The sequence below is a fragment of the Streptomyces sp. NPDC102406 genome (assembly GCF_044765725.1).
Lineage (GTDB): Bacteria > Actinomycetota > Actinomycetes > Streptomycetales > Streptomycetaceae > Streptomyces.
This window is the reverse complement of the sequence record NZ_JBIWKP010000001.1, coordinates 1,216,762-1,231,265: the sequence shown is the minus strand read 5'-3', so window position 1 is coordinate 1,231,265 and position 14,504 is coordinate 1,216,762. Positions and strand designations below refer to the sequence as shown.

Here is a 14,504-nt window from a genome sequence, read left to right as displayed (position 1 = left end):
GCTCACTTGAGCTTCACCTCCGTCCCCCGGTAGAGGGGCCCGGCGAGCAGGCTCGACCAGTCGGGCAGGTCGTCGGGCGAGGCCTTGGCGCCGGGCGCGATCAGCTCGTTCACCAGGTCGTTCTCCTGCGGCGAGTTGGCGGGCCCGAGGTCCTGCTGGGCGGAGGCGGAGGAGGTGGCGGAGACGGGCGCCCGGGCGGTCCCGGCGCCGAGGTACGGCACGGGGTAGCAGTGCGGCCCGCCCCCGGAACCGTACGAGGGCGTGTCGCGCCCTGCGGTGTAACTGCCTCTGGACGGCATGGTGGTGACGTCGACGTGCAGTCCGGGCTTGTCCGTCCCCTTGCCGAGGACCTTGTCCATGCGCGGTACGAAATCGGCGAGGGTGCGCAGGGTGCACGGGAAGGACGAGGAGTACTCGGCGAGCAGTTCGAGGGTGGGCCGCGAGGTGGCGGAGAGGCGGATGATGTTGTCCTGGTTGGACCGCAGGAAGGCGTCGAGGTCCTCGGCGGCCCGGGTGGTGTTGCCGTAGGCGCCGGCGAGGTCGCTCTCCTTCTCGGCGAGCGTGCCGCTGGTGGTGGTGAAGTCGGTGAGCGCGTCGATGATGCCGGGCGCGGCGTCGGCGTAGACGTGGGAGACCTTGACGAGCTGCTTCAGGTCCTCGTTCAGGGTCGGCAGGTTCGGGTTGAACTTGCGCAGGTGGGCGTCGAGTTGGGTCAGCGTGTCGCCGATCCTGGCCCCGCGCCCCTCCAGCGCCTGCGACACGGCGGACAGGGTCGAGGAGAGCTTCTGCGGCTGCACGGCGGTCAGCATGGGCAGTACGTCGTCGAGGACCTGTTGGAGTTCGATGGCGTTGGCGGACCGGTCCTGCGGGATGGTGGCCCCGGCCGCCAGCGTCCGCGTACTGGGCTCCTCCGGTGGGACGAGGGCGACGTAGCGCTCGCCGAACAGGGTCGTCGGCAGCATCTGCGCGCGGACGTCGTCGGGGATGGAGTCGAGGGCGCCGGGTTCGAGGGCGAGGGTGAGACGGGCCCCGGCGGGGGTGGCGTCGATCTCCCTGACCTCGCCGACGACGACGCCCCGCAGCTTCACCTCGGCGCCGAGGTGCATCTCGTTGCCGACGCTGCCGGTCTCGACGACGATGTCGTCGGAGGCGACGAAGTCCTTGTTGTAGACGGCGACGGCCAGCCAGATGAGCAGGGCGGGCACGACGAGGAACGCGACCCCGGCGAGCCTGCGGCGGACGGTCTCCGTGCTGATCCTCGTCACCCCGCCACCTTCACGGTCGTGGTCGCGCCCCACAGGGCCAGCGACAGGAAGAAGTCGGTGACGGAGATGAGCACGATGGCGTTGCGCACGGACCGGCCGACGGCGACCCCCACACCGGCCGGTCCGCCCGTGGCCCGGTATCCGTAGTAGCAGTGGGCGACGATCACCATGACGCTGAAGATGAGCACTTTCAGCACGGACAGCAGCACGTCGGTCGGTGACAGGAAGAGATGGAAGTAGTGGTCGTACGTACCTTGCGACTGCCCGTTGAAGACGACGGTGACCAGGCGCGAGGCGAGGTAGGAGGAGAGCAGCCCGATCGCGTAGAGCGGGACGATGGCGACGACGCCGGCGATGATGCGGGTGGTGACGAGGTACGGCATGGACCGCACGCCCATTCCCTCCAGGGCGTCGACCTCCTCGTTGATCCGCATGGCACCGAGCTGGGCGGTGAACCCGGCGCCGACGGTGGCGGAGAGCGCGAGGCCCGCGACGAGCGGGGCGATCTCGCGGGTGTTGAAGTACGCGGAGACGAAGCCGGTGAAGGCGGCGGTGCCGATCTGGTCGAGGGCGGCGTACCCCTGGAGGCCCACCACGGTCCCGGTCGCGGCGGTCATGGCGATCATCACGCCGATGGTGCCGCCGATGACGCCGAGCCCGCCGGAGCCGAAGGCCACCTCGGCGAGCAGCCGCTGCACCTCTTTCGTGTACCGGACCAGGGTGCGTGGTATCCACAGCAGCGCCCGCGCGTAGAACAGGAGTTGGTCGCCACCGCGGTCGAGCCAGACGAGGGGGGAGGTCATGGCGGGTTCAGCCTCCCTTCGGCGGAACGATCTGGAGGTAGATGCCGGTCATCACCATGTTCACGACGAAGAGCAGGATGAAGGTGATGACGACGGACTGGTTGACGGCGTCCCCGACGCCCTTGGGTCCGCCGCGCGGGTTGAGTCCCCGGTACGCGGCGACGATCCCGGCGATGAACCCGAAGATGAGCGCCTTCAGCTCGCTGATGTAGAGGTCGGGGAGCTGGGCGAGCGCGGAGAAGCTCTGGAGGTAGGCGCCGGGGGTGCCGTGTTGCAGGACGACGTTGAAGAAGTAGCCGCCGAGGGTGCCGACGACGGAGACCATGCCGTTCAGCAGGAGCGCGACGGTCATGGTGGCCAGCACGCGCGGCACGACGAGCCGCTGCACCGGTGACACGCCCATGACGGTCATCGCGTCCAGCTCCTCGCGGATCTTGCGGGAGCCGAGGTCGGCGCAGATGGCGGAGCCGCCCGCGCCCGCGATCAGCAGGGCGACGATGAGGGGGCTCGCCTGCTGGATGACGGCGAGCACGCTGGCGCCACCGGTGAAGGACTGCGCCCCCAACTGCTGGGTGAGCGAGCCGACTTGCAGGGCGATGACCGCGCCGAACGGGATCGAGACGAGCGCCGCGGGCAGGATGGTGACGCTCGCGATGAACCAGAACTGCTCGATGAACTCCCGGAACTGGAACGGCCGCCGAAACGTGTCCCGCGCGACCTCCAGAGCGAGCGCGAACAACTTGCCGGTCTGACGGAGCGGGCCGAGGAGGGGGGTGGGGGTGCGGGGGGCGGCGCGTCCGCCTTCGTCGACGACGGGCGGCGCGGACGGCCGAGAGTCGACACTCATACGATCACCACCGCGCCATCCCCAGCCCCTCCAGCGATCGAGAAGCGGGGTCCGTCATTTGCAGCCCCTCCGACGCTTGAGGAGCGACCTCCGCCACACCCAGCCCCTCCAGCGATCGAGAAGCGGGGTCCGTCATTTGGAGCCCCTCCGGCGATTGAGGAGCGGGGGCCGGGGCGGAGCCCCTGGGGCGCACGACAGCGCAGGGCCCCCGTCACGCGACACCGCCGGAGGCCATCGCCTCGGAGCCGTACGTCGCCAAGATCGCCGCCCGCGCCGACTCCGGCAACGTGTCGAGCATCCCGAGCACCCGAGCCCGGCGCCGAGCAACGGCGGCCCGCTCCCCCAGCCCCGGCGACGGCTGAAGCTGCGGCACAAGCGCCCGCGGCTCGACAACCGCCCGACCGCCGGAGGCCTCCGCGGCGAGCGTCGCCGCGTCCTTCTCCTCCGACATCCCGATGGGCCCCGCCTTGCTGGCGGTGAGGAACTGCGCCACGACCGGCTCCCGGCTGGTCAGCAGCACCTCGCGCGGCCCGAACGTCACCAGGTTGCGCCGGAACAGCATCCCCATGTTGTCCGGCACGGTCGCCGCGATGTCGAGGTTGTGGGTGACGATGAGCATCGTCGCGTCGATCTGCGTGTTCAGGTCGATGAGCAACTGGGAGATGAAGGCCGTGCGCACGGGGTCGAGGCCCGAGTCGGGCTCGTCGCAGAGGATGATCTGCGGGTCGAGGACGAGCGCCCGCGCGAGCCCGGCACGCTTGCGCATGCCGCCGCTGATCTCCCCGGGCAGCTTCCCCTCGGCACCGAGCAGGCCGACGACCTCGATCCGCTCCATGACGATGCGGCGGATCTCGGACTCCTTCTTCCTGGTGTGCTCGCGCAGCGGGAAGGCGATGTTGTCGAAGAGGTTCATCGAGCCGAACAGGGCGCCGTCCTGGAACATCAGCCCGAACAGCTTCCGGGCCTCCATGATGTCCCGCTCCGGGCTGCGCGCCATGTCGACACCGTCGACGAGGACGCGGCCCCGCTCGGGCTTGAGCAGGCCGATCAACGACTTGAGGAAGACGGTCTTGCCGGTGCCCGACGGGCCGAGCATGACGCTCACCTCACCGGCGGGCAGGGTGAGGCTGACGTCCTGCCAGATCCTCTGCCGGCTGAAGGACTTGGTGAGTCCCTCGACCTTCACTTCGATTCCCATCGCTTCTCACCTTCAGCGAGCGAACTCGGCAGCGCACGGTAATTCGCTTCGTACGCGCCGGACAAGATCTCGGAACGGCCGCCCCGAAACTTTCTGTGAACTTGTCATCCGGTGACAAGAGACCGGTTCTCTCCTGTCCGACGATGAGTGAAATCACTTCGAGGCGGGGCCCCGCCCCACCGGGGGTACGGCGGAAAGTCGGGGCCCCTCCCCGGTGACACCGGCCGTCAGGAGGATTCCGACCGGGTCTCCTGCAACTCCTGGCCGACGGGGGGCGTCGGCGAGGAGGGGTGGAACTTTTTTCGACGTTACGGCCGAGTAACCTTGCCTAGCAATACCGCTTCGCGAATTTCCAGGACCCGATTCAGGACGGGGAGCCGGTTTATCACTCGGCGACAAGACGGCCGCCGTGTCACTTGACCGCCGAGTGCCAGTACCGGGAGAAGACCTTGCCCTGTTCGGGCGCGGCGGCGCCCGGGTCGTTGAGGGTGCCGAGGTAGGTGGAGGTGCTGTTGAGGGTGAGGCGGTTGCTGCCCGAGGCGGCGGGGAGCCCGGACTTGAGGTTGACGGCCCAGTTGAAGGCGCCGAGCCCGAGGGGACCGCAGCCGCTGGCGCCCGGCGCGGCGAAGGTGAGGTCCTGCTGGGTCGCGCCGGTCAGCGCGAGCCGGCCGAACGGCCCGGCCGGGTCGGGTGTCCCGTCGGAGGCGGCGCTGTCCGCGCCGATGGCGGGTGCCGCGGCGTTCTGCGGACGCAGGACGACGGGGGCGGACTTGGTGCCGATGTAGCAGTTGCCGCCGATGAGCGGGTTCTGGAGGTGGATGCGGACCGGGATCGAGATGATCGGCTGCCCCTCCGAGACACCGGCGAGCAATTGGAAGTCGGAGGGTGTGCCCACGGATTCGACCGTGGCGACGACCCGGTTGAGCGAGGCGTCGGTGATCTTCCCGCAGACGGCGCTGACGACGGGGATGTCGCTCGGGCACATCAGCCCGAGCAGTCCGCCCGGCAGGTTGGCGGGGTCGGCCACGAGCGCGCCGTCCGACGGCGCGACCACCGTGTTGGTGCCGTCGGAGTGGGTGATGATGCCTGCCTGGAGGTCGGTCTTCCCCGTCGGGACGACCGAGGTGCCGATCTTGATGACGCCGCTGGACGAGCTGGAGGAGATGCATGTCGCCTGGTCGTCGATGCCGTCGGCGGCCAGCATGGCGGCGTTGTCGACCGGGCAGCGGTTGAACGGGGCCCAGTTCCCGTTCAGCTGGGTGCCGGCCGCGGAGGACGTGCCGATGGAGGCGATGGTGGCCAGGGCCGCCGTCGCGCCGAGCACGGACATACGTCTGAGAGTGGCCATGCCGGTTCTCCCTTCTCGTAGGGGAATGCGAGCCCGGACGTTACTCACGGGAAACCTTCCGCACAATGGGCCTTGCTGACAGTTCTTCCACTACTCGCGCGTTTAGCAGGAAGTGAGCATTCACGGCGCCCGGATGCGCACCGGGTGAGTATTTCTCGCGGCGCGCCGCAAAGTCGTCACTCACGGACAAGGAAAGTGGCGCGATCTGTACTCGGAGAGACAAGAAAAACTGCGCATTCTGATCCTTCCGAGGAACCTCGGACTTTCTTATTGCGGCTTCCGGTTACTGGCTCGTAACGTCCGTCTGGAAGGCGACGAGGGTCGGTCCGCGGGCCGATTCCTCGTGGCTTGCTGAAGTTGCGACACGGTCGCGTCACCGCGAAGCGGTCACGCTCCCCTCAATTCATCCTCGTTCACGCGGAGGAACCACTGTGCGCAGATTCGCCCGTAACACCGCCATCGCCGCCGCCGCGCTCGCCTCGGCCGTCGGCCTCTCGATCTCCTCGGCCTCGGCGACGGCTCTGGCCACGTACACGGTCACGCCCGGCGGGGCGTTCACGGCCAACGCCACCAATCCCAAGCTGACGGTGGGCACCACCACGCTGAACTGTGCCTCGTCGCAGGCGAAGGGCACGCTGAAGTCGGGTTCCGGCCTGGCCGGCGCCCAGCTCGGCTCCATCACCAGCCTGACCTTCGCCGGTTGCACGGTCGTCGGCATCCCGTTCACGGTCTCCAGCGCCGCGTCGACCTCCACGCCCTTCTACATCAACGCCACGGGCACGACGGCGAACCACATCGACGGCAACATCAGCAACATCAAGGCGACCATCACCGGCACCGGCTGCAACGCGACCTTCGCGGGCACCACCAACGGCTGGTACGAGAACACCACGAAGACCCTGCACGTGACCGGTGGCGGCTCCCTCGCCGCGCAGTCGGGCGCCAGTTGCCTCGGCCTGATCACCGCGGGCGCGCACGCCGACTTCGTGGCCAACTACGTACTGACCGGCCAGCAGACGATCACCTCCCCGTGACCGTGTGACACCGCTCAGCCCGCCGTCGGGTCCCCACCCGGCGGCGGGCGAGCACGTGTTTGCGGGGAGAGGCCGGCACCGGGTGGGAGAGGGCATGACTTCAGGAGGCGAGGACCGGATGGAAGCGCTCGGAAGGCGGACCGGGCTCCGCGCGCGGCGCTCGGTACGGGTGGCGTCGGTCGCCTCGGCCGCGCTGGTGGCCGGGGTGTTGTCCGGTTCCGGCTCGCGGGCCGACGAACAGCCCGCTCCGTCGGTGGAGTTGGCGTACGAGTGCAGCCTGCCCGCGGCAGCGGGTCCGCAGGCCACGGCGGCGCCGGTGAGGTCGGCCGCCACGGTGAAGGTGACCACGCGGTTGCCGACCACCGCTGTCGCGGGACGTCCGATCCAGCCGGGCCCCGTCCAGGTGGAGGCCGTGCTGTCGCGTGCCGGGCTCGCCGATCTCCTTCCCGCCGGGGCCGACGTGACGAGCGAGGCGTCCCTCGGCGTCCAGGTCCGGCGGGCCGACAAGAAGGAGGAGAAGGCGGACACGACCTGGGCCGGTCTGAGCGGCCGGGCCACGGTGCCCGCCGAGGGCGACGACCTGGTCCTGCCGCACACGGGCGAGGTCCCGACCATCACGGTCGAGGCGGCCGGGGATCTCGAACTGATCGCCCGTGATCTCACCCTGACGGTGACCCCGGCGTCCGGCACCCCCGTCACGGCTCTCTGCTCACCGGCCGACGGCGATGATCCGCTGCTGGCGCGGGTGGCCGTCCCCGGGGCCACCGAGACCGAACCGGAGGACACCCCCTCCTCGCAGGCACCGGGTGACAAGGACGGCGGGGACGGCGAGGACGCCCCCGACGGGGTCACCGTGACCCCGAGGGCGGAGCCTGAGCCGGCCGCCACGACCTGCCCCGCCGAGAGGCCCAAGGGCGAACTCGATGTCAGCCAGACACCCAAGCCGCCCGCCGCGATGGAGGTGAGCGTGTACCCGGGCTTCGGGGCGTGCGCCTACGCGATCGGCCTCGCCGGTGTGCGCAAGCAGGACGGCTCGATGATCGTCAACGATCCGAAGGGTTCGCCGGGCCTGATGAACGTGGCCGCGAACATCCAGGCGGGCAGCACCTTCTGGCCCGGGACCGACGACATCTTCCGGCGCTTCGACTCGCTGGGCGAACTCAGCCTGCCCGACGCCGAGTCGACGTTCCTGAGCTTCGGCTTCACTCCCGTGTCGGCGAAGGTCTCCTTCGAGAACACGCCCATCACCATCTCCACCGGGGACCAGCACAGCTACGGGGACCCCAAGTCGTACGCGGTGGCCACCTTCTTCCAGAGCTTGCGCATCCACGACGTCAAGGTGAACGGGACCCCTCTCGACGTCGGCCCCGACTGCCGCACCGCGAAGCGCTTCCGGGTGACGCTGCGGGCCAACGTCGGTGACGGCGGCGGTTACTCCAACGTTCTCTTCGGCGGCATCCTCTCCGGCAAGGTCGACATTCCCGCCTTCTCCGGCTGCGGGACGGGGGGCGAGGACCTCGATCCGCTGTTCACCGCGGCGATCAGCGGCCCGGACAACCTGATCACCATGAACCAGGCGCCGGTCTGCGCACCGGAGCTGTCCTTCGGCTGCCCCCCGGTCATGCCCACCTTCCCCCCGTCGAAGGTGGTCCTCCCCTGAGAACCCGGCACATCTCGGCCACATCCCGCACCACGCGATCAATCCCTGCGCAACTGATGTACAACCCACAGTAGTTGTTCTAACTTCATAGGCCCCATTGGTACGCACCCACCCGGCGCTCGGACGATCGAGGAAAGCGGCCATGCCCCTGCCCGCGCACACGACGGATGTCGAGGACCCCATGGGGCCGCTGCCCCGGGAGTTCGCCCGCATCATGCGTCCCGAACTCCCCGGTCTGATCAAGGAGATCGGGGTGGAGGTCACGCGTGCGTTCCCGGAGTACGCCGCCCTGCTGAGCGGCCCGAACGAGGCGGCGATCCGGCAGGGCGTCGAGCAGAGCCTGAAGGCCTTCGTGGACCGGGTCGCCGACCCCAAGGCGTCCACCGCGACCCGTGACGAACTGCTGCGCACGTTCGGCCGCGTGGAGGCGTACGAGGGCCGGGACCTCAACACGCTCCAGGGCGCCTACCGCCTCGGCGCCCGGGTCGCCCTGCGCCGCGCGAAGGACCTGGGCCGCCGCTTCGACCTCTCCCCCGGTCTCCTGCTGGCCTTCGCCGAGGCCCTCTTCGCCTACGTCGGCGAGCTGGAGGAGCTGTCGCACGAGGGGTACATGGAGGTGCAGTCGCGGGCGGGCGCGGCGGGGGAGGTCCTGCGAAGACGCTTACTCCACCTGCTGCTCGCCGGTACGCCGTTGACGCACACCACCATCAACAGCCTCTGCGAGCAGACCGGTTGGCCGCTGCCCGCCGAGGTGACCGTCATCGCCTTACGGGCCCCCGCCGAGCACGTCCAGGCGGGTCTGGCCATGGACGTCCTCGCGGATCTGAGCGCACCGCAACCGCACCTGCTGATCCCCGGCCCGCTCACCCCGGAGCGCCGCGCCATGCTCGCGGCGGTCGCCCCCGGCAGCTCGTACGCCATCGGCCTGACCATGCCCACCGAGCAGGCCGCCGACTCGCTGCGCTGGGCGCGGCGGGTGCTCCAGCTCGTGGACGACGGGATCGTGCCCGACACCCAGGTCATCGAGGCCGGTGACCATCTGATGACGCTGTGGCTGCTCTCCGATCCGGCCCTGGTCACCCAGCTCGCCGCGCGCGAACTCGCCCCGCTCGACAAGGCGTCCGGCGCACGCCGCGCCCGTCTCGTGGAGACGCTGCACGCCTGGCTGACGACGCGCGGCACCGCGCACGAGGTCGGCAGCATGCTGAACGTGCACGCCCAGACCGTCCGCTACCGCCTGCGCAATCTGGACGCGCACTACGGCGACTGGCTGGAGGACCCGGATCACCGCTTCGCCCTGGAGGCGGCGCTGCGCGCCCTGCACCTCCAGGGCAGGGGTCACGCGGAGTAGACCCGGACGAAGGCGCCGAACGCCTCCGGGGAGAACGTGAGGACCGGTCCCGTCTCGTCCTTGGAGTCCCGTACGGCGACGCCGGCACAGGGCGTTTCGGCGACCTCCACGCAGTCGCCGCCCTGGTCACTGCTGTACGTGGACTTCTGCCAGGCGAGCGCGCCGACGGGAGCGCACTCGACGCAAGAGCCGCCCTGGTCGCCGCTGTAGGAGGACGTGCGCCAGGCGAGCGGTCCGAGCGGCGCGCACTCCACGCAAGAGCCGCCCTGGTCACTGCTGTAACTGGACTTACGCCACTGGATGTTCGTCGACTTCGGCATAGTGCTCCTCCATCACGTACCGGATCAGCTCCGCCGAGTCCCGCACCGACAGGGCAGCGGCTTGCAGGTGATCGTAACGGAGTGAGCAGTCCTTGACGGTGGCCGGATTGGCCGTCGGATGCCCCTGCCCGTACCCCTCGGTGTAGACGATGGCCGGGTCGGAGGGAAAGCGGAACAGGTCAAACGGGCCGGTCATGCCCGCGTGCGGGCCCGTCGGGAACGGCAGTACCTGCACATTGACCCGCGGATCGTTCTCGTAGGACAGCAGGCGCTCGAACTGGCCCCGCATCACCGCCCGTTCGCCGACGCCCATGTCCTGGTACAGCACCGCCTCGCCGAGGACCAGCCACACCACCGGCGGCTCCTCCTTCTCCAGGATGCGCTGCCGGGCGAGCCGGACCTCCGTGCGGTCGTCGAGGTGCTCCTGGTCGAGTGCGCCGAGCACGGCCCGCGCGTACTCCCGCGTCTGGAGCAGCCCGTGCACCAGATGCGTGTGGAAGGCGCAGATCTCGACGGCCCGCGCCTCCAGCTCGGCCACCTGCTGGAACCAGGCGGGCAGTTGGGAGCGCAGCACGAGCCCCACGAGCCGCGAGAAGAAGCCGTCCGTGCCGAGCCCGGCGTCCAGGCGCTCGCTGAACTCCGGCGTCGGCAGCTTGCGGGCCGTCTCGATCTGGCCCACCAGGGACCCCGTGTAGTTGAGGATCGCCCCCAGCTTGTCCTGGGTCAGGCCCGCGGCCTCCCGGTGCCGACGCAGTTCGAAGCCGTAGTAGTCGAGCGGTGAGGCGCTCGGGTCGAGGACGGTGACGTTGGACATGCAGCCCCCTCAGGTCGGCTGCACAGCGTAATCAACTCGCTACGCTCGCACCCGGCTTACGGTCGGAATCCACCTGTGCGGGTGGTTGTTCCGCCGTTCTCACGCGAGGGCCCTGAAGAGCGTAGGTGATGAGGAAGCCGAGTCCGACGACGGTCGCGCCGCCCACCGCGTCGAGGATCCAGTGGTTCCCGGTGGCGACGATCGCGGAGACCGTGCACAGCGGATGGATCAGCCCGAGCGCCTTAACCCACCACCTTCTCGCCAGGACCACGACGACGATGCCGCACCACAGGGACCAGCCGAAGTGCAGCGAGGGCATCGCCGCGTACTGGTTGGTGAGTTCGGTGAGCGTGCCGTAGTCGGGCTTGGAGAAGTCCTGGGCGCCGTGGACCGTGTCGATGAAGCCGAGCCCCGGCATGAGGCGCGGCGGCGCCAGCGGGTACGCCCAGAAGCCGATCAGGGCGAGCAGCGTGGCGAAGCCGAGGGCGGAGCGGGCCCAGCGGTACTCGGCGGGGCGGCGCACGTACATGAGCGCGAGCAGGCTCAGCGGCACCACGAAGTGGAACGACGTGTAGTAGAAGTTGAAGAACTCCTTCAGCCAGGTGGCGTGGTGGAAGACCGTGTGGTTGACCCAGTGTTCGAGGTCGATGTGCAGGAACTTCTCGATCGAGTGGATCTGCCGCCCGTGGTGCTCGGCGGTGGCCCGGCCGCCGGAGATCGTGCCGCCGGTCGCGGCGAGCCGGACCTGCTGGTACGCGGAGTAGCCGACGCGGATGAGGAGCAGTTCCAGGATGAGGTTCGGGCGGGTCAGGACGCGGCGCCAGACAGGGACGAGCGGCACCCACGCCCAGCGGGCGGGCACCGGCTCGGCGTAGTCCGTCGGGAGCGGGCTTCGGTAGAGCGGTGACGTGCGCGGCAGGAAGGGGACGACGCAGGCGGCGGCGAGGGCCGCGATCAGCACCACGTTGTCCCGGACCGGCTCCATGACCGGCATGTTCGGCAGCATCATCTTCGACGGCAGGGTCAGCGCGAGGACGACGAGGACCGGCCACATGTAGCGGTCGGAGGCGCGCTTGCCGACGCGGCCGACGACCGCGAGCAGCACCCACAGGAGCTGGTGCTGCCAGGTCGTCGGCGAGACGGCGACCGCGACACAGCCGGTGATGGCGACGGCGAGCAGGAGCTGCCCGTCGCGCGCGTACGTGACGGCGCGGCGCACCCCGAGCACGGCGACGGCGGCGCCGAGGACGAGGAACAGCAGTTCTTCGAGCGGCCCCTCCAGGCCGAAGCGGAGCAGCATGCCGTGCAGCGACTGGTTGGCGCCCGCGGCCGGGTCGGTGGCCAGGCCCGCGCCCGCCAGGTGGTGCACCCAGTACGTCCACGAGTCGTGCGGCATCGCCGCCCAGGCGAGACAGGTCGCGGCGACGAAGGTGACGCCCGAGGAGAGCGCCGCGCGTCTGCGGCCGGTGAACCAGAGCAGCGGCACGAACAGCAGCACCGTCGGCTGGAGGGCGGCGGCCACGCCGATGAGCACGCCGGACGTCTTCTCGCCGCGTACGGCGAAGCAGCCGAGCAGGACGAGGAGGACCGGGAGGATGCTGGTCTGCCCGAGCGTGAACGCGTTGCGCACGGGCAGGGACAGCATGAGCAGGCTGATCGCGACCGGCGCCGCGAACAGGGACGTACGCCGGGAGACGGGCTGCGGCAGGGCGCGCGCGGCGACCAGACCGAGCGCGACGACGAGGGCGAGCGAGCCGAAGGTCCAGCCCCAGCCGAGCGCCTGCTCGGCGGCGCGGGAGAGCGGTTTGAGGACGAGGCCGGCGAAGGGCGTGCCGGTGAACCGGTCGGGCGCGTCGTACAGGGAGCCCTTGACGTGGAGGACCCCGTTCGGCCCGATCCAGGTCTCCAGATCGGTCAGGCGCTCACCGCGCGGCGTGCTCAGGACGGCGACGAGCTGACGTACGGCGAGTATGGCGGCGATCAGCCACAGGCCGACGCGCACGGCGCTCATCCGCCCTGTCGTCGGCCCCGCCGGTCCCGTCGCCGGTGCTGTCACCGGGTGCTCCACATTCGCCACGCGCTCCTGACCTCCCGCCCCTGTCGGCTCCCGGAGGAAGCCTCATGTCGTCCTGGTCGTCCCTAGTTGTCCCTAGAGGTTCGCACCGCCCCCGGTATGAGACGCACGCAACCCCCACTTCACCTGTCTGTCCACCCGGTTTTGACCGGAAGACGGCGCTGTGAGGCCACTTCGTTGTGCGGGAAACAGGCCCGGTTCCGCGACAAAGATCACAAAATCGTTCGCCGACGCCGCGCGATCCTCGTCGCATTTTCGCAGGCGGGAAGGGATTTTCGCACCGTACGCAGCAGTTTCCGTACAGTGCGTCACTTTCGCGAACGCACCTATGGTCCATATGAGGCCGTTCCCCGTGGACGGCCTCTGCCCTTGGCCCCCACGAAAGGCAGGCGAGCGGATCCTTGGCCAGCGCCACGTCCATCGCAGTCAGTACCGGCAAAGTCTCCGCGCCCGTGCGGAACCGCACGTCGTCCGACGTCACCGTCACCGACCCGTCGCTGGTCAAGCGCGCGGTCAAGGCGGCGGCACTCGGCAACGCGATGGAGTGGTTCGACTTCGGTGTCTACGGCTACCTGACCGCGACGCTCGGCCACGTCTTCTTCCCGACGGCGTCGAGCACGGCCCAGGTGCTGTCCACGCTCGGCACGTTCGCCGCCGCGTTCCTCGTTCGGCCGATCGGCGGCGCCTTCTTCGGCCCGCTCGGCGACCGCATCGGCCGTCAGCGCGTCCTCGCCATCACCATGATCATGATGGCGGCGGGCACGTTCGCGATCGGCCTGATCCCGTCGTACGCCACCATCGGCGTGTGGGCGCCCGTGCTGCTGATCGTGGCACGCATGCTCCAGGGGTTCTCGACGGGGGGTGAGTACGGCGGCGCCTGCACGTTCATCGCCGAGTACGCGCCCGACAAGCGGCGCGGCTTCTTCGGCTCGTTCCTGGAGTTCGGCACGCTCATCGGCTACGTGGCGGGCGCGGGCCTCGCGACGGCCCTGACGACCCTCCTGTCCAACGGCGACCTGTACGGCTGGGGCTGGCGCCTGCCGTTCCTGATCGCAGGTCCGATCGGCCTGGTCGGCCTGTACGTCCGGATGAAGCTGGAGGAGACCCCGGCGTTCCAGAAGCTGGCGGAGGAGGCGGAGAGCGCGCAGAAGGCGCGCCCCAAGCCGAAGCTGAAGGACATGTTCGTCGGCAACGGCAACGCCATGGCGATCTGCGTCGCCCTCGTCCTCGTCTTCAACGTCACCGACTACATGCTCCTCTCCTACATGCCCACGTTCCTGAGCGAGGAGCTGGGCTACGACGCCACGCACGGCACGCTCATCCTCATCGCCGTGATGCTGCTGATGATGTGCGTCCAGATCCCGATGGGCCGGGCCAACGACCGCTACGGCCACCGCGTCGTCATCGGCGCGGCCTGCGCCGGCTTCGTGGTCCTCTCCGTCCCCGCGGTGCTGCTGATCCGCGCGGGCTCCACCTGGGCCATCACCCTCGGCCTCGCCGCCCTCGGCCTGCTCCTGGTGGGCTTCACGTCGTCGATGCCCTCGGCGCTGCCCGCCCTCTTCCCGACGAAGGTCCGCTACGGCTCCCTGTCCGTCGGCTTCAACCTCTCCGTCTCCCTCTTCGGCGGCACCACCCCGCTCGTCGCGGCGGCCCTCATCGCGGCCACCGGCAACCTGATGATCCCGGCCTACTACATGATGGCCGCGGCACTCATCGGCGGCATCGCGGCATGGCGCATGCGCGAATCGGCGGGCCGCCCCCTCCCCGGCTCACCCCCGGCGATCTGACAC

At 69.7% G+C, this 14,504-nt stretch carries 12 protein-coding genes; 4 read left to right on the top strand and 8 right to left on the bottom strand.

All coding sequences use genetic code 11. The features are described from left to right. Window positions 1-2: 2 nt before the first annotated feature. The 5 genes from ACIRF8_RS05650 to ACIRF8_RS05630 all read right to left on the bottom strand — a co-directional run bounded on the left by ACIRF8_RS05650 (window position 3) and on the right by ACIRF8_RS05630 (window position 5,461). Window positions 3-1,265, bottom strand: a complete 1,263-nt coding sequence (locus ACIRF8_RS05650) for an MCE family protein (protein ID WP_404211153.1) — start codon at window positions 1,263-1,265, stop codon at window positions 3-5. Continuing rightward, window positions 1,262-2,068, bottom strand: a complete 807-nt coding sequence (locus ACIRF8_RS05645) for an MlaE family ABC transporter permease (RefSeq protein ID WP_404211151.1) — start codon at window positions 2,066-2,068, stop codon at window positions 1,262-1,264. The genes ACIRF8_RS05650 and ACIRF8_RS05645 overlap by 4 nt, the downstream gene beginning before the upstream one ends. A 7-nt stretch (window positions 2,069-2,075) precedes the next feature. After that, a complete protein-coding gene (locus ACIRF8_RS05640; RefSeq protein WP_404211149.1) occupies window positions 2,076-2,915 on the bottom strand; it encodes an MlaE family ABC transporter permease in 840 nt (279 codons plus the stop codon). Between the two features lie 211 nt (window positions 2,916-3,126). Next, window positions 3,127-4,113, bottom strand: coding sequence for an ABC transporter ATP-binding protein (locus tag ACIRF8_RS05635; RefSeq protein WP_404211147.1), 987 nt, complete (start codon window positions 4,111-4,113; stop codon window positions 3,127-3,129). A 412-nt stretch (window positions 4,114-4,525) separates the two neighbouring features. Further along, a complete protein-coding gene (locus ACIRF8_RS05630; RefSeq protein WP_404211145.1) occupies window positions 4,526-5,461 on the bottom strand; it encodes a hypothetical protein in 936 nt (311 codons plus the stop codon). A 431-nt stretch (window positions 5,462-5,892) separates the two neighbouring features. Between ACIRF8_RS05630 and ACIRF8_RS05625 the strand changes: the two genes are divergently transcribed. The 3 genes from ACIRF8_RS05625 to ACIRF8_RS05615 all read left to right on the top strand — a co-directional run bounded on the left by ACIRF8_RS05625 (window position 5,893) and on the right by ACIRF8_RS05615 (window position 9,506). Then, window positions 5,893-6,495, top strand: a complete 603-nt coding sequence (locus ACIRF8_RS05625; RefSeq protein WP_404211143.1) for a hypothetical protein — start codon at window positions 5,893-5,895, stop codon at window positions 6,493-6,495. Between the two features lie 94 nt (window positions 6,496-6,589). Further along, window positions 6,590-8,155, top strand: coding sequence for a DUF6801 domain-containing protein (locus tag ACIRF8_RS05620; RefSeq protein WP_404211142.1), 1,566 nt, complete (start codon window positions 6,590-6,592; stop codon window positions 8,153-8,155). A gap of 142 nt (window positions 8,156-8,297) precedes the next feature. Continuing rightward, a complete protein-coding gene (locus ACIRF8_RS05615) occupies window positions 8,298-9,506 on the top strand; it encodes a helix-turn-helix domain-containing protein (RefSeq protein WP_404211140.1) in 1,209 nt (402 codons plus the stop codon). Here the strand turns inward: ACIRF8_RS05615 and ACIRF8_RS05610 are convergent. Genes ACIRF8_RS05610 through ACIRF8_RS05600 form a run of 3 tightly spaced genes read right to left on the bottom strand, consistent with a single transcriptional unit; the run spans window position 9,494 to window position 12,717 of the window. Continuing rightward, window positions 9,494-9,826, bottom strand: coding sequence for a DUF397 domain-containing protein (locus ACIRF8_RS05610; protein ID WP_404211138.1), 333 nt, complete (start codon window positions 9,824-9,826; stop codon window positions 9,494-9,496). The two genes, ACIRF8_RS05615 and ACIRF8_RS05610, sit on opposite strands and share 13 nt — an antisense overlap. Then, window positions 9,795-10,640 carry a helix-turn-helix domain-containing protein gene (locus ACIRF8_RS05605; protein ID WP_404211136.1) on the bottom strand — a complete coding sequence of 282 codons (846 nt, stop codon included), beginning with the start codon at window positions 10,638-10,640 and terminating at the stop codon, window positions 9,795-9,797. Before ACIRF8_RS05605 ends, ACIRF8_RS05610 begins: the two co-directional genes overlap by 32 nt. 31 nt (window positions 10,641-10,671) lie before the next feature. After that, window positions 10,672-12,717 carry a bifunctional glycosyltransferase 87/phosphatase PAP2 family protein gene (locus tag ACIRF8_RS05600; RefSeq protein WP_404211134.1) on the bottom strand — a complete coding sequence of 682 codons (2,046 nt, stop codon included), beginning with the start codon at window positions 12,715-12,717 and terminating at the stop codon, window positions 10,672-10,674. A gap of 398 nt (window positions 12,718-13,115) precedes the next feature. Here ACIRF8_RS05600 and ACIRF8_RS05595 point away from each other — a divergent pair, with 398 nt between their 5' ends. Next, the gene (locus ACIRF8_RS05595; protein WP_404211132.1) at window positions 13,116-14,501 is read left to right on the top strand and encodes an MFS transporter; all 1,386 of its coding nucleotides are present in this window, start codon (window positions 13,116-13,118) and stop codon (window positions 14,499-14,501) included. Window positions 14,502-14,504: the final 3 nt, after the last annotated feature.

Excerpts from the sequence above, each read along its gene's own strand:
- ACIRF8_RS05645 (WP_404211151.1), bottom strand. The coding sequence starts at position 2,068 with ATGACCTCCCCCCTCGTCTGGCTCGACCGCGGTGGCGACCAACTCCTG.
- ACIRF8_RS05640 (WP_404211149.1), bottom strand. The coding sequence starts at position 2,915 with ATGAGTGTCGACTCTCGGCCGTCCGCGCCGCCCGTCGTCGACGAAGGC.
- ACIRF8_RS05635 (WP_404211147.1), bottom strand. The coding sequence starts at position 4,113 with ATGGGAATCGAAGTGAAGGTCGAGGGACTCACCAAGTCCTTCAGCCGG.
- ACIRF8_RS05630 (WP_404211145.1), bottom strand. The coding sequence starts at position 5,461 with ATGGCCACTCTCAGACGTATGTCCGTGCTCGGCGCGACGGCGGCCCTG.
- ACIRF8_RS05620 (WP_404211142.1), top strand. The coding sequence starts at position 6,590 with ATGACTTCAGGAGGCGAGGACCGGATGGAAGCGCTCGGAAGGCGGACC.
- ACIRF8_RS05615 (WP_404211140.1), top strand. The coding sequence starts at position 8,298 with ATGCCCCTGCCCGCGCACACGACGGATGTCGAGGACCCCATGGGGCCG.
- ACIRF8_RS05610 (WP_404211138.1), bottom strand. The coding sequence starts at position 9,826 with ATGCCGAAGTCGACGAACATCCAGTGGCGTAAGTCCAGTTACAGCAGT.
- ACIRF8_RS05605 (WP_404211136.1), bottom strand. The coding sequence starts at position 10,640 with ATGTCCAACGTCACCGTCCTCGACCCGAGCGCCTCACCGCTCGACTAC.